General features: G+C 36.4%; 14 protein-coding genes and 1 riboswitch. All 14 genes read right to left on the reverse strand.

Translation table 11 applies throughout. The features are described 5' to 3' along the window. Positions 1–85 precede the first annotated feature (85 nt). The 14 genes from recA to CER22_RS27915 all read right to left on the reverse strand — a co-directional run bounded on the left by recA (position 86) and on the right by CER22_RS27915 (position 14472). Positions 86–1117, reverse strand: a complete 1032-nt coding sequence (gene recA, locus CER22_RS27850; RefSeq protein WP_048545964.1) for a recombinase RecA — start codon at positions 1115–1117, stop codon at positions 86–88. A 142-nt stretch (positions 1118–1259) separates the two neighbouring features. Continuing rightward, positions 1260–2498, reverse strand: coding sequence for a competence/damage-inducible protein CinA (cinA, locus tag CER22_RS27855; protein ID WP_046956498.1), 1239 nt, complete (start codon positions 2496–2498; stop codon positions 1260–1262). 20 nt (positions 2499–2518) lie between these two features. Beyond that, positions 2519–3097 (reverse strand): CDP-diacylglycerol--glycerol-3-phosphate 3-phosphatidyltransferase, encoded by a 579-nt coding sequence (gene pgsA / locus CER22_RS27860; RefSeq protein ID WP_046956497.1) that lies wholly within the window; start codon positions 3095–3097, stop codon positions 2519–2521. Positions 3098–3160: 63 nt separating this feature from the next. Next, complete coding sequence (locus CER22_RS27865) at positions 3161–4072, reverse strand: helix-turn-helix domain-containing protein (protein WP_000137490.1); 912 nt, start codon at positions 4070–4072, stop codon at positions 3161–3163. Between the two features lie 21 nt (positions 4073–4093). Continuing rightward, positions 4094–4879, reverse strand: coding sequence for a DUF3388 domain-containing protein (locus CER22_RS27870; RefSeq protein ID WP_000574107.1), 786 nt, complete (start codon positions 4877–4879; stop codon positions 4094–4096). A gap of 139 nt (positions 4880–5018) precedes the next feature. After that, positions 5019–5267: a DUF3243 domain-containing protein gene (locus tag CER22_RS27875; protein ID WP_000114455.1), complete on the reverse strand. Its 249-nt coding sequence runs from the start codon at positions 5265–5267 to the stop codon at positions 5019–5021. Positions 5268–5342: 75 nt separating this feature from the next. Further along, the gene (gene ymfI / locus CER22_RS27880) at positions 5343–6056 is read right to left on the reverse strand and encodes an elongation factor P 5-aminopentanone reductase (RefSeq protein WP_088610158.1); all 714 of its coding nucleotides are present in this window, start codon (positions 6054–6056) and stop codon (positions 5343–5345) included. 99 nt (positions 6057–6155) lie between these two features. Further along, a complete protein-coding gene (yfmH, locus tag CER22_RS27885) occupies positions 6156–7442 on the reverse strand; it encodes an EF-P 5-aminopentanol modification-associated protein YfmH (RefSeq protein WP_048545969.1) in 1287 nt (428 codons plus the stop codon). Then, positions 7443–8717, reverse strand: coding sequence for an EF-P 5-aminopentanol modification-associated protein YfmF (gene yfmF, locus CER22_RS27890; RefSeq protein ID WP_048545971.1), 1275 nt, complete (start codon positions 8715–8717; stop codon positions 7443–7445). 198 nt (positions 8718–8915) lie between these two features. Beyond that, positions 8916–9875 (reverse strand): ABC transporter permease, encoded by a 960-nt coding sequence (locus CER22_RS27895; protein WP_000008857.1) that lies wholly within the window; start codon positions 9873–9875, stop codon positions 8916–8918. After that, the gene (locus CER22_RS27900) at positions 9876–10934 is read right to left on the reverse strand and encodes an ABC transporter permease (protein WP_001085261.1); all 1059 of its coding nucleotides are present in this window, start codon (positions 10932–10934) and stop codon (positions 9876–9878) included. After that, entirely contained in the window at positions 10927–12459 is a 1533-nt protein-coding gene (locus CER22_RS27905) for an ABC transporter ATP-binding protein (RefSeq protein ID WP_064475025.1), read from the reverse strand. The genes CER22_RS27900 and CER22_RS27905 overlap by 8 nt, the downstream gene beginning before the upstream one ends. 118 nt (positions 12460–12577) lie before the next feature. Then, the gene (locus CER22_RS27910; protein ID WP_088610159.1) at positions 12578–13654 is read right to left on the reverse strand and encodes a BMP family lipoprotein; all 1077 of its coding nucleotides are present in this window, start codon (positions 13652–13654) and stop codon (positions 12578–12580) included. 92 nt (positions 13655–13746) lie between these two features. Further along, the gene (locus tag CER22_RS27915; RefSeq protein WP_000114176.1) at positions 13747–14472 is read right to left on the reverse strand and encodes a GntR family transcriptional regulator; all 726 of its coding nucleotides are present in this window, start codon (positions 14470–14472) and stop codon (positions 13747–13749) included. Positions 14473–14705: 233 nt separating this feature from the next. Beyond that, positions 14706–14807: riboswitch (purine riboswitch) on the reverse strand. Between the last annotated feature and the right edge of the window lie 130 nt (positions 14808–14937).

A 14937-nucleotide genomic window follows, 5' to 3' on the forward strand; every position in this document is an offset into this window, starting at 1 on the left:
GAATATCGAATCTCAATGGCTGCTTAGTCTTTTTTTAAAGCTGTCTACTTGACGGGGATAAGACCAGAACCGTGTCTTTTATTTTTTAATCTTGAAGATTTGAATCTTCCGTTTCTTCAGCACCAGAGTCTTCACCAATTCCGTGATGGTCACGAACAAAGAAGGCAATTTCCTCTCTTAAATCCGTATTCTCTTTTAAGAATTGCTTCGAATTTTCACGACCTTGCCCTAAACGCTCTTCATTATAAGAGTACCAAGCACCACTCTTTTGAACGATATCAAGTTCAGAAGCCATATCTAAGATTTCACCTTCTCTTGAAATACCTTCTCCGTACATAATATCAACTTCAGCAACACGGAATGGTGGTGCCACTTTATTTTTAACTACTTTTACTTTTGTTTTATTACCAACGATGTCGTTACCTTGCTTTAATTGCTCCGCACGACGCACTTCAAGACGAACTGTTGAATAGAATTTCAACGCACGACCACCTGGAGTTGTTTCTGGGTTCCCGAACATAACCCCAACTTTTTCACGAATTTGGTTAATAAAGATTGCGATTGTTTTTGATTTATTGATTGCACCTGACAGCTTACGAAGTGCTTGAGACATTAAACGAGCTTGTAGACCTACGTGTGAGTCACCCATGTCTCCTTCAATCTCAGCTTTCGGTACAAGAGCTGCTACAGAGTCAATTACGATAATATCAACCGCGCCACTTCGTACAAGTGCTTCTGCGATTTCTAGTCCTTGCTCCCCTGTATCAGGTTGTGATAATAGTAATTCATCTATGTTAACGCCTAATTTTTGTGCATATACAGGATCCATTGCATGCTCCGCATCAATAAACGCTGCTTGTCCACCTTGACGCTGTACTTCCGCGATTGCGTGTAATGAAACTGTTGTTTTACCTGAACTTTCTGGTCCATAAATTTCGATAATACGGCCACGTGGGTATCCGCCTACCCCTAATGCCACATCAAGTGCTAAAGAACCACTTGAAATTGTAGAAATTCTACGCTCCGCTTGTTCTCCTAATTTCATAATTGAACCTTTACCGAATTGCTTCTCTATTTGTTTTAACGCCATATCTAACGCCGCTTGACGATCACTCATTCAAAATTCCTCCTTAACTCAATTGCTAATCTTATTATACCTATTTTCAATTCAATTTGCCAACAAAATCGAACATTTATTCGATTTTTTTATTTTCCATTAAATAAAAATGAGTTTAACCATAAAAAAAGCTAGAAGAAACTTATATCTCTTCTAGCTTTTTATATAAATGATAAAATCCATATTTCACCGAACGTTCCCTAATTTGTTGACGACTTCCACTTAAAATAAGAGGAAAGACTACAGTTGGTTCATCCTTAATCGCCAATCCAACGAATACTGTTCCCGGCTCTTTATGTTCTGAAGCATCCGGTCCTGCTACCCCAGTGAAACTAATTCCGATATCCGCTTTTAATAAGCCCTTAACATTTTCAGCAAGATAACGAGCACATTCTTTACTAACTGCACCATCAGTAGACAACACTTCCGCAGGTACATGTAAAACATGTTGCTTCACATCATTATGATAACAAATGATACCGCCTTTAAATACTGAAGACACACCAGCACTTTCTGTTACTTGATTGCCAAAGAGACCACCGGTTAAACTTTCTGCACACGCTAAAGTTAATCCTTTTTTCTTCAATAACTCTATCGCCTTATCATGCAGAAACTCTTGATCATACCCGTAGAAAAATTTTCCTACTCTTTCTAAAATCAAATCTTCCATATGCTGAATGCGTTTCGCAGCTTCATCAGCATTTTGATGTTTGGCAGTTAAACGTAGTGTCACTTCTCCATCATTCGCAAGGGGGGCGATTGTCGGGTTCGTTTGTCCATCAATTAAATCTTGAACTTTCACTTCTAATTGAGATTCCCCGATCCCGAAAAAGCGAAGCACACGAGAATAAATGTTTTCTCCTGTTGTAAAGTTACGTAAAAAAGGCTCTACATAACTTATATACATCGGCTTCATCTCTTTCGGTGGTCCTGGTAATAAAATATAAACTTTCCTGTTCTTATTTAGCCCCATACCAGGTGCCATGCCGTGATCATTCGCAAATACAGTTGCTCCATTCAAAACGAGCGCTTGCTTTTTATTATTCTCTGTGAACTCGCGACCTGTACGCTTAAAGTACTCGCTTATCGATGCTAATGCCTTTTCATCATATACAAGCTCTTCACCCAACCTAGAAGATATCGTTTCTTTCGTCAAATCATCTTTTGTCGGGCCTAATCCACCTGTGAAAATAAGTATGTCAGCACGTTCTTCCGCAACTTCAATCGCCTGCTGTAATCGCTTGTTATTATCTCCAACTACAGTATGGTAGTACACATTAATTCCGATTGAAGCTAACTTTTCAGATAAAAACTGGGCATTTGTATTTGCAATTTGTCCAAGTAATAATTCAGTTCCAACCGCAATAATTTCAGCATTCATCCCAATTCCCCCATAAACTTCTATTTTGAGTTTACAAAAGCAGCTCTATTTTTCCAGAAATAATCCCACCCTGAAATAACAGTAAAGATTAATGCAATCCATATGAAAATATCAGCAACTGGGATATGGATTAAATTTAAAGGTACATCGTGTAATAAATACGCCGCAATTGCAATAATTTGTGTCCACGTCTTAATTTTCCCTAACTGATTTGCTGCCACTACTTCTCCTGTTCCAGCAAGTACAAGGCGTAAACCAGTTACTGCAAACTCACGGCTGATAATTACAATAACGATCCAAGCAGGTACGTATTGCATCTCAACTAATGTAATAAGCGCTGCTGAAACAAGTAATTTATCAGCTAACGGGTCAAGAAACTTCCCTAAATTCGTTACAAGATTATACTTTCTTGCGTAATGTCCATCAATCCAATCTGTAGCCGAAGCAATAATAAAGATAAGTGCCCCTACTAAATGTTGAATTGGTAAATCAACATCACCAATTGTGTATGAACCCCAATCAAAGGGCGCTAACATAATTACCATAAAAATTGGAATTAAGAAGATTCTAGATATTGTAATTTTATTTGGTAAATTCACAGCTATTCCTCCATCATATCAAAAACATTTGTTCATTGAAAAAAGTCATCGAGGCGATGACTATTATTGTGCAGGTTGCCCTATCCCTTGGTTTTTTATCACCAATCTTTGGTGAAGTTCTTTTTCTGGATCCAATGGATAAGCGACCACTTGGCCATTCAGTTTAACTTCAACATTCGTTGCATTCCCAATATTAAGTCGCACTTCTTTTAATGTTGATACATCACGTTTTTCTATTTGGCCCTCTTGTACTGTAGCGTTTAGAATCACATTCCCCGCATCATCTTTAACATCTACATAACTCGCACCTTTACCCGATATTTCCAGTTCTAATGTTTTATTGTTATGAATTTCCAAAGTAGATACTTTACCAGTTGTACCAACTACTTTTACTTCTTCTTGTCCCGTTGGTTGTGCTGGTTGTTCCTCTTTCTTTGGCTCTTCTTTTTTTGGTTCCTCTTTTTTCGGCTCTTCCGCTTTCACTTCATCTTTCTTCGTATCTAACGGAGAGTTTTCTGCTTTTTTAACTTCAATTTTCTCACTTTGAGCATTCGGAACTTTCTCATCACCTTTTCCAGTTAACGCTTGGAAAACAAACCAAATTACCACTCCAAATGCAATTACTAATAGCGCAACTAAAACTTTCGGCATATGATCTGCAATTGGCCATGATGAAGATTTTTGCATTGTTTCTTGTGTTTTCTGTCCTGTTGATACTTGTGGAACGTCGCGTTTTTCAGATTGTGGTATCGTACTCTGATATTCTACAAGCAGTTCCTCTCCATTTAACCCAACCGCATCTGCGTATTGTTTAATGAATGCACGCGCATAAAAAGCTCCGGGCAATACATCATAATTGCCTTCCTCAATCGCTACTAAATGGCGTTTTTGAATTTTTGTAATCTCATGCAGCTGATCCATAGACAAGCCCTTCGTTCCTCTTGCTTCTTTCAGCTTTTGTCCTAATTCTGTCACTACTAACACCTCAATATTTCTTTAAAAGTCAAACATAGAGAAATTATTTTGCGTACCTTGCTCAATTTCATCTACTAAATTATATTGAATTTCTTCATCATAATCGTTACGCAACTCGATAATATAATCAAAATCATCCAATGTGTATTCTGACTGACTCACAAATACGTCAGGATGTTCCACAACTTTCGTTGCAGGTAATCTCATAATTTCACGAACAAGCTGCCAATGCCTTTCGTTAGCACGCTTTGTTGACACGATTCCATCTAAGATAAAAATATTGTCGTCGCTATACTCATCTTCAATCAATTGACTACGAACAGTTTGCTTAATAAGAGTAGATGATACAAATAACCATCTTTTATTTGCACAAACACTTGCGGCAACAATGGATTCTGTTTTTCCGACACGAGGCATTCCTCGTATCCCGATTAGTTTATGACCTTCTTTTTTCATTATTTCAGCCATAAAGTCTACAAGTAACCCTAATTCATCACGTACAAATCGAAATGTCTTCTTATCATCTGCATCTCGTTGTATGTACCTACCATGTCTAACCGCTAGCTTATCTCTTAGCTTTGGCGGACGATATTTCGTTACCGTTATGTTATCCATCGTATTTAAAATTGATTCAAGTCTAGAGATTTGCTCTTGATTATCACACATAAGGAGTAATCCACGTCGTGCATTATCTACACCATTAATTGTGACAATATTAATGCCGAGCATACCGATTAACGAAGAAACGTCACCAAGCAAGCCAGGTCGGTTTTTATGTATTTCATATTCAAAATACCATTCAATCATCCAAGATCACTCCCCTTGCTTACTTTACACCTACGTACTATATTATATGATTTCACCTTAATAGGGAAGCTAAATGTATAATCTATCCCGTTCAATTATTATACAAAAAAAATAGAGAGGAGAATCTCCTCTCTATTTTTTACTTATGCTGTACAAACTTCACCATTAAGTTTGCGATTGTATGTTGCTCTTGTTCATCAGCAACTTTCCAAAGCTCAGACAATAATTTCTCTTGATCGTTGCGCGCTTCTACTTCATTTGCTAAATAATCTCCAACACGAAATGCCATATCTGATACAGCACCACCATCAAGACCTTTTCCTGATGCCTGTTCTAAACGTTCTCCTAAAAAGCTCTTCCATTGATCAAAATTATCTAAAACTGACATGTGTAAGCACCTCACTACTTAGTAATAGAATCATGCTTAATTTGTACAGTTTTTCATTTTTTATGTAAGAAATTTTTAGCAATGCCAACCACCATTTACTCCGATAATTTGTCCAGTTATGTAAGATGCTCCTGGTGATACGAGGAATGACACTGTTTTCGCTACCTCTTCTGGTAGCCCCAACCTGCCTAACGGGATCTCTTCAGCAATTTCATTCTTATCCTCTTCTGAAAATACTTGTAACATTTCCGTTTCAATTGCACCTGGCGCCACCGCGTTAACCCTTAATCCACTTAATGAAACTTCTTTCGCTAAAGCTTTCACATATGAATTTTGTGCACCTTTTACCATCGAGTAAAGCACTTCACATGATGCGCCGATTTGGCCCCATATAGAAGAAACAAGTACAATATTACCACTTCTCCGCTGAATCATAGATGGCAGCGCCCTTGATAATAATTTATAGATACTCTTCACTTGAAGTTCTACCATATAATCCAATTCATCGTTCGTTACATCTGTTACGAGTCCAAAGATACTCTTCCCAGCTGCATATACGATAACATCAAGAGGATGTTCAATTTGTTCCCACAACTGCTCTGCCCCATCAGTAGAAGCTAAATTCGCTTGAACAGGAATCACTTCACCCCATTCTTTCTGCAACTCGTTCACTTTCTCTTCACCGTTATTATAATGAACATATACTGTATATCCATCTTGAATTAATTGTTTTGAAATAGCAGAGCCAATCCCTCCGCTTCCTCCAGTTACTAATGCATACTTTTTCATACAATTCCTCTCTTATCTCAACAAAATCTTTCTCCTATAAATAATACCCTCATCTTACAATTTATCAATGATAAGATGAGGGTATTATTATGAAATCTTTTATTTTTTCGGTAAAACTTGACAAACACTCATTTTCTCTTCTGATAATAATAATTTGGCTACTTCTTGTAAATCTTGAACAGTTAAACTTTCTAATACAGTCAATGCCTCAAACAGACTAGATTCATTAAACGCATATCGTGTAAATTGATTTGCAATATATTCCGGCGAATTCAACGAGCGTAAAAAGCCACCTATTTTCTTTTTCTTTACTCGTTCTAATGCCACCTCATCTAATTGATCATAATTTGTATTTAGTAAAATGCTTTTCAAACGCTCTTCCAGCTCATCAGGTTGCTTCGTATCGCCGCCAACCATTGCAAAACCGAAGTTATTCTCTTCCGTATAATCATACGAGAACGAATCATCAATAAGACCTTCATTATATAAAGATTCGTAATGAACGGAGCTTTTCCCAAATAAATAATCTAAAAGTAACGTAAGCGCAATTTCTTGTTTTAAAAGGGCTTTCCCTTTTTCTTTTAAATTTGTCGCTTTAATACCAACTAAACATTTCGGTGTTTGTACAGGCATGGAAATAATTTTCTTCTTTTCATTTACCTCATCTGGTTCTTCTTCAAATGAACGTACAATTTCTGGCTGGTTTTTATAATCTTTTTTCGCTTGATTTTCACGTACTAAATCCATTGTTTTCTCTGGATCAATTGCCCCCACAACGAACAATAACATATTGCTCGGATGATAAAATGTTTCATAACATTCATATAATAAGTCTTTCGTAATTTTACTAATAGACTCGATTGTCCCTGCAATATCAATTTTAATTGGGTGCTTTACAAACAAGCTATCAATTAATCCAAAGTATAAGCGCCAATCTGGATTATCTTGATACATTTGAATTTCTTGCCCAATAATCCCCTTCTCTTTTTCAACTGTTTTTTCAGAGAAGTAAGGCTCTTGTACGAAGTTTAACAATGTATTTAAATTTTGTTCTACATTTGATGTACATGAAAACAGGTAAGCTGTTCTTGTGAAAGATGTGAAAGCATTTGCTGATGCTCCTTGTTTACTAAACAATTGGAAAGCATCGTGATCTTCTTTTTCAAATAATTTATGTTCAAGAAAATGAGCAATTCCATCAGGCACACGAACCATTTCTTCTTTACCTAGTGGTACGAATGTATTATCCATAGAACCATATTTTGTCGTAAACGTTGCAAATGTTTTATTAAATCCTTGCTTCGGTAAAATATATACATCTAATCCATTAGGAAGTTTTTCATAATAGAGTGTCTCTTTTAATTGCTCATAAACAATTTTCTCCATTTATTCTCCCTCCGTTCCTTGTAAAAAGTAAATTGTATCTAGTTCAATATTTTTAGCAACTTTCACAATCTCTTCTTTCGTCACACTTTCAATGCCTGTAAGCCATTCTTCAACCGGACGCGTACGATCTGAAATAATACCATGATACAGCATCTCCACAAATCCGCGTGGTGTATCAATCGCCTCTAATATTTGATTTTGAATAACACTTTTCGTTTGATGCATCTCTTCTTCAGAAAAATCACCATTTTGCATCGCTAACATTTGTTCTTTAATAATCTCAACAGCTTTTTCATAATTTTTCGCTTCGATCCCTGACATGACAAACAATAAGCCTTTATGACTTTCAAAGCGGGATGCCGCATAGTACGCTAAACTATTTTTTTCACGAACGTTAACGAATAACTTCGAATGAGAAAATCCTCCAAACAATCCATTGAACAATTGTAGCGCAAAATAATCTTCGTCTTTATACGTAATAAACGTACGATAACCAATGTGTAATTTACTTTGTTTTAATTCTTGTTTTTCAACAACTTCTTTTTCTTCATTATTTCTCTTATGAAGAAGTACATTTCTTTCTCTCGCAGGACGCGCTGAAATAGAAAAATACTTACTTACAAGATCCACTGCGTTTTCTGAAATATCACCAATAATGTATAGATCCATTTCATCTTCTGCTAACACTTTTTGATAATATTGATACAAACTTTCATTTGTAATAGAAGAAACAATCTCTTTTTTCCCATGTGCACTTAAACGATACGGTTCTACTTTGCACATTTCTTCAATTAAACGCTCGTTTGCATAGCGCATTTTATCATCGTACGTAGCTTCAATTCGTTGCAAGAGCGCTCTCTTTTCACTTTCTACGATAGAAGGTAAAAAACCATTCCCCTCTGTTGCTGGATGTAAAACGATATCCGATAACATAGAAAGCGCTTTTTCAAATAGCGGTGGTGCATCATGTAAATATACTTCATTTGCAATGTCTACATAAATAGAGATAATATGGTCTTCTCCTTTTTTACTTACATCTACTGCCAAAGAAGATCCGTATAATTCTTCTAAATATTGACGAAGACGAATTACAGAAGGAAGCTTTTCTGTCGCACTTTGCAATACGTATGGCAATAGGGCACGCTCTGTCACCGTCTCCTCATTTAAAGGTGCTTTAAAACGAAATACAAAAGTATTTGTTTTATATTTATCAGTCGGAATAATATGTACTCGCAAACCACCTAACTCATGTAACTGTTGTTCCATTAGTTTCATTTATAGCCCTCCTTTACGTATATAGGAATATTCCTCTTCAATATACAGTTTTTAGAAATGAAAAATCAACTTTTCTTCCTCACTATACTTACATGAGGCTCTTTCTAAAAACTTTCATATGTAAGGAACATAGTAAAATTCCGTATTACATATATTCTATGTAAAAAAGCCCGCACTAATGTGCGAGCTTTTTTATACTTATCGTTTTCCTTTTTCATACGGCGTTCCTAACGCTTTCGGAGCTTCAGAACGACCTACAAAACCAACAAGTGCTAATATTGTGAATACATACGGTAATATCGTTAATAAAACACTCGGAATTTGATCTAATACAGGAATTGTTCCACCTGTTACACTTAACGATTGTGCAAAACCAAAGAATAGCGCTGCACCTAATGCACCTAATGGATTCCACTTCCCAAAGATCATGGCAGCTAACGCTAAGAAACCTTGTCCAGTAATAGTTGCCCCTGAGAAGTTATTAGAAATTGACATTGCAAAAATTGCTCCACCAATTCCAGCAAACACACCTGAGATACAAACACCAATATAGCGCATTTTATATACGTTAATTCCCATCGTATCAGCTGCCATTGGATGCTCACCAACCGCACGAAGACGAAGACCGAACGGTGTTTTATAAATAACATACCAAACAACGAATGCTAAAATAATAGCAATATACGACGTTATCGGTACGTTAGAGAAGAATATTTTCCCTAAAACCGGAATATCCGAAAGGCCTGGAATATCAATCTTTTCAATACGGTACTGAATAAAGTCAGTCTGTCCTTTATCAAAAATCTTCTTAATTGCAAATACCGTTAATCCAAGAGATAAGAAGTTAATCGCTACACCACTTACAACTTGATCCGCTCGGAATGTAATAGATGCTACCGCATGAAGTAATGCAAATAACCCACTACCGATTGCCGCAAATAATAACGCAATCCACGGAGTCATCGTCCCCCATGTATCACCCATTAATAAGTTTGTAACAACTCCAATAAATGCACCAAATAGCATTAGTCCTTCTAATCCAATATTTACAACACCTGATCGTTCACTAAATACACCACCTAGTGCTGTAAAAATTATAGGTGCTGATGTATATAACGTACCCGTCACAAGAATGGCTAATATATCTAAAAAGCTCATTTATTTCCCCTCCTTGCTCATGCGTGTAAGCGCCCATCTTAACACATAACTACATGCAACAAAGAAGATGATACATGCAATAATCACATTAATAAGCTCTGATGGTACATCTGCCTCAAAGTTCATTTGAGGGGAAGCACTTTTCAAACCACCAAATAATAAAGCTGAAAGGATGATACCAAACGGATTATTCCCCCCAAGTAAAGCTACGGCAATCCCGTCAAATCCTACTCCTGTAAACGAAGACATTGCTGTCATACTTTGGAATGTTCCTAACCCTTCCATCGCACCACCAATCCCTGCAAATGCACCAGCAATTGTCATAGAGAATACTACATTGCGAGAAACTTTCATACCAGCATATTGGGAGGCATGTTGATTAAATCCTACCGACTTTAATTCATACCCTAAAGTTGTTCGATCTAATAAGAACCACATTAAAATAGCGATTAAAATTGCTACAACAATTCCCCAGTGAAGGCGCGAACCGTCAGTGATGGCAGCAAGCCAGTCTGAAGATAATGACGCACTCGCTTTGATGTCGTACGTTTTATCATTACCCTCGTGCAAGAAACGCTTAATAATGTCATATGTTACGTATAACGCAATGTAGTTCATCATAATCGTTACAATAACTTCATTAACTTGAAATTTCCCCTTTAAATATCCAGGGATGAAACCCCAAATTCCACCTACCAATGCTGCAAATAAAATAGATAACGGAATGTGAAGAACAGCTGGTAGCGAAACTGCATAACCGAACCAAACTGCTGCAAGCCAACCAACTAGTAATTGCCCCTCTACCCCGATATTAAATAAACCTGTACGAAATGCAAACGCCACTGATAAGCCGGCAAGAATAAGCGGGATCATTGTACGAAGCGTTTCACCTATTGCACTTGGGCTACCGAACATTCCTGTCCAAAGTGCACTATAACCAACAATTGGATCATAGCCACTAACTAGCATTACAATTGCTCCGACAAGTAAGCCAAAAATAACGGATAGTACTGGGACTAAAATATTTATCGTTCGTTCTGTTAAAAGTTTTTTAGCCATTTGTACCCACCTGCTCCTTCTTTGTTCCTCCAGCCATTAACAATCCAAGCTGTTGTTCATTCGTTTCTTTCGCATCAACAATTGCTACAATTTTCCCTTCATAAATAACAGCAATTCGGTCACTAACATTTAAGATTTCATCTAACTCTAAAGATAAAAGTAATACACCTTTTCCTTTATCCCTTTGCTCTATTAATCTCTTATGAATAAATTCAATTGCTCCTACATCTAAACCACGTGTTGGCTGTGCCGCGATTAATAAATCTGGATCACGGTCTACTTCACGTGCAATAATTGCTTTTTGTTGATTCCCCCCAGATAAAGCGCGCGCTAACGTTTGCTCACTAGGTGTACGTACATCAAACTGTTCAATAAGTGCCTTTGCTTTTTCTGTAATTTTACTAAAATTTAAAATCCCTTTCTTTGAAAACGGATTTTTATAGTACGTTTGCAGAACTATATTATCTCTAACAGAAAAATCAAGGACAAGGCCGTGTTTATGACGATCTTCTGGAATATGACCAATTCCTTCTTCTGTTATCCTTCTAACAGGCCAATTTGTTATTTCTTTTCCTTTAATTGCAATAGAACCTGACTCAACTTTTCGTAAACCAGTAATTGCTTCTATCAATTCACTTTGTCCGTTTCCATCAATCCCTGCAATTCCAACAATTTCCCCCGCACGAACAGTTAAGTCAAGGCCTTTTACAGCAGGTAGTTGACGTGCATCGTGAGCAACAAGATTTGCAATTGAAAGTACCTCTTCTTTTGGCTTCGCGTCTATTTTTTCTGTTTTAAAATTCACTTGACGTCCGACCATTAATTCTGCAAGTTTATTTTCATCCGTATTTGCAACGTCAACCGTTCCAATCCCTTTTCCTTTACGAATAATCGTACAACGATCGCAAACTTCCATAATTTCTTTCAACTTATGTGTAATAAGAACAATAGATTTTCCTTCTTGTACAAGCTTTTTCATAATTTGAATTAGCTCATGAATTTCTTGCGGTGTTAACACAGCTGTCGGTTCATCAAATATTAAAATTTCTGCCCCACGGTAAAGTGTTTTTAAAATCTCAACACGCTGCTGCATACCAACTGAAATATCCTGTATTTTCGCATATGGATCTACAGCTAATCCGTATTGTTCAGACAGTTTTTGAATTTCTTTAGCAGCTTCCTCAACAGCAATTTTCCCGTTTTTCTTCGGTTCATTTCCGAGAATAATATTCTCTGTAACTGTAAAATTATGAACAAGCATAAAGTGCTGATGAACCATTCCAATACCAAGGTCATTTGCCACATTCGGATTGGTAATGTTTACAGACTTTCCTTTAATTTTAATTTCACCTTGTTCTGGTTGATACAAACCAAATAGTACATTCATCAATGTGGATTTCCCTGCACCATTTTCTCCAAGTAAAGCATGTATTTCTCCTTGCTTTACTTGCAGCGTAATATCATCATTCGCTACAATGCCTGGGAATACTTTCGTAATGTTATTCATCTCAATTACGTATTCCATTTCGTTCCTCCTTTTAACAGGGAACATTCCCCTATTACACTATTAACTTATTAAGCAATTTGGAAGTTTTATACATACAAAGGTTAGTTCTATGAACTAACCTTTGCTATTTCTCTATTTATTTTTTTAGAGAAGCTTCATATTCTTTATACTCTTTATCTGTAGCTGGTACTTTAATTTCACCATCTGTAATTTTCTTTTCAAACTCTTCTACTTTTGTTAAAATTTCAGGGTTAACTTTTTTCACGTTGTCAGTTGTTTTTGCAATACCAACACCGTCATCTTTTAAGCCAAACGCTTCTATTTTACCGCCTTTTAATTTACCATCTTTCGCTTCTTGTGCTACTTTTTCAACAGCGATATCTACACGTTTTACCATTGAAGTTAATGTTACGTTTTCAGGCATACCTTCTTGGTTTTGGTCACGGTCCACACCGATTACCCAAACATTTTCACCTTTTTTCTTACGGTTTTTCGCTTCAGTGAACACGCCGTTACCTGTACCACCAGCAGCATGATAAATTACATCTACACCCTGTCCATACATTGCTGATGCAAGAACTGTACCTTTTTCCGGTTTATCAAATGCTTCCGCATATTCAGATACGATTTCAATATTTGGATTTACTGCCTTTGCACCCGCTTTAAATCCATTTTCAAATTTACTAATTAAATCACTCTTCATTCCACCAACAAATCCTACTTTATTAGATTTTGTTGACATAGCCGCTACCGCACCTACAAGGAATGAACCTTCATGATCTTTAAATGTGATACTTGTTACGTTCGGTGCATCTACAACAGTATCCACAATTGCGAATTGTTGTTTTGGAGCTTCTTTTGCTACTTCTTTAATTGCACCTTCTAATTTATAACCGATTCCGAAAGATAAATCATACTTATCTTTTGAAAATTTCTTTAAGTTTGGAATATAATCTGCTTCTTTTTCAGACTGTAGGTAACGATAATTTGTCTTTTCCTTTAATCCATTATCTTTACCAAACTTTTTCAAACCTTCCCAAGAAGATTGGTTGAATGATTTATCATCAACACCCCCAACATCCGTTACCATACCAACTTTGAATTCTTTATCTTCTTTCTTGTCACTGCTCGCCTTATCCGAGTTACCACATGCACCTAAAATCGCGCTTGCTGCTAATGTTAATGATAATAAAAGACCTGTTTTTTTCTTCATACTAGAAACCCCTCCTAAAATTATATATATCTCTTTATTCTTACGCTGCTGTCCCTAACTTCTTGCTGTCACCTCCCTAAAATGGAACTTACCTACATACGTTTTCTTAATACGTGGAAGCTAAACTTATCAGCTCTAAAGTAATTGATAGAATATAAGATTGGCTCATCATTTTGATCATAGTGCATTTGTTTTAAAACTAGCAGTGCCGTTTCCGGTTCACATTCTAAAATCGGTGAGATTTTCGGATGATAGCCAATTGGCTCAATGTGAGCAACTGCGTATGTGATACGTTTGTGCGTATTGTTATGTATCACTGTAAGTAACGATTCTTCGTTGTATCCCGATAAATCTGGCAAGATTTCTTTTGCAAGTTTATCGATACAATATACAACAGGTTCCCCATCTGCTGTACGCACACGCTCAATCATTACGGCATTAAAACCGTCTTCACTATTAAACTTCTCTTTTTCTTCTTCTGTTAAACTTGTTGTAGATGATGATAAAAAGATAGTTCCTGGTGTTTTCCCCACACTAGAAATCATATCTGTAATACTAGAAAGTTGTTCAATCCCAGAAGAAAATAACGGCTTTGCATTTACAAATGTTCCTACACCATGTCTACGAATGACAACATTTTCTTCTTCTAAAATACGCAGTGCTTCCCTTAAAGTCGCCCTACTTACACCAAGTTCTTTCGCTAAATCAAACTCTGATGGTAACTTCTGTCTTTCTTTGTAAGCTCCATCTTTAATTTTTTCTTTGATGTGATCAATCACCCGTAAATATAGGTGACGACTATCGGATTTTACTGACATAAGACTCCCCCGCATTTCAATTATTCGACCTCTGATGTAAGACTTCTTTTCTCTTTTTTCAACTTACAACATAATAAAAATTGCTAAATACTAAAAATAAGCTTAATTGTCGAATAAATATTAATAATTTTTCAAGATGAAATTTTCACTCTTTACTGCATAAAAAAAACTTCGCACCATAAACATTCCTCATTTCGAGAAAAAGTTCGGCACAAAGATCTCTTACATCCTTTGTTACACACTTTTCCCCTCATAGTCCAGCAATTCATGGTTGCCGGGTAGAAACTTATGGACCTTATCTCCAAGATTATATGAGGCAGTGATTCTTTTCGAAGTAATCTTACCACTTGCTCCCATACGTGTCAACAAAATTTAACATTTTTCTACATTAAATATCGAACATTCATTAAAAACATAATCAAAGTATTCGTATTCTAAAGAATCGCTTTAGATGTAAGCCCTTTC

This window comes from Bacillus sp. K2I17, from assembly GCF_002209985.1.
Lineage (GTDB): Bacteria > Bacillota > Bacilli > Bacillales > Bacillaceae_G > Bacillus_A > Bacillus_A wiedmannii.

What these genes read in the sequence shown, in the direction of transcription:
- CER22_RS27900 (WP_001085261.1), bottom strand. Translation starts at nt 10,934, where the DNA reads ATGGCTAAAAAACTTTTAACAGAACGAACGATAAATATTTTAGTCCCA.
- CER22_RS27875 (WP_000114455.1), bottom strand. Translation starts at nt 5,267, where the DNA reads ATGTCAGTTTTAGATAATTTTGATCAATGGAAGAGCTTTTTAGGAGAA.
- ymfI (WP_088610158.1), bottom strand. Translation starts at nt 6,056, where the DNA reads ATGAAAAAGTATGCATTAGTAACTGGAGGAAGCGGAGGGATTGGCTCT.
- yfmH (WP_048545969.1), bottom strand. Translation starts at nt 7,442, where the DNA reads ATGGAGAAAATTGTTTATGAGCAATTAAAAGAGACACTCTATTATGAA.
- CER22_RS27895 (WP_000008857.1), bottom strand. Translation starts at nt 9,875, where the DNA reads ATGAGCTTTTTAGATATATTAGCCATTCTTGTGACGGGTACGTTATAT.
- CER22_RS27870 (WP_000574107.1), bottom strand. Translation starts at nt 4,879, where the DNA reads ATGATTGAATGGTATTTTGAATATGAAATACATAAAAACCGACCTGGC.
- CER22_RS27905 (WP_064475025.1), bottom strand. Translation starts at nt 12,459, where the DNA reads ATGGAATACGTAATTGAGATGAATAACATTACGAAAGTATTCCCAGGC.
- CER22_RS27910 (WP_088610159.1), bottom strand. Translation starts at nt 13,654, where the DNA reads ATGAAGAAAAAAACAGGTCTTTTATTATCATTAACATTAGCAGCAAGC.
- cinA (WP_046956498.1), bottom strand. Translation starts at nt 2,498, where the DNA reads ATGAATGCTGAAATTATTGCGGTTGGAACTGAATTATTACTTGGACAA.
- CER22_RS27915 (WP_000114176.1), bottom strand. Translation starts at nt 14,472, where the DNA reads ATGTCAGTAAAATCCGATAGTCGTCACCTATATTTACGGGTGATTGAT.
- recA (WP_048545964.1), bottom strand. Translation starts at nt 1,117, where the DNA reads ATGAGTGATCGTCAAGCGGCGTTAGATATGGCGTTAAAACAAATAGAG.
- yfmF (WP_048545971.1), bottom strand. Translation starts at nt 8,717, where the DNA reads ATGAAACTAATGGAACAACAGTTACATGAGTTAGGTGGTTTGCGAGTA.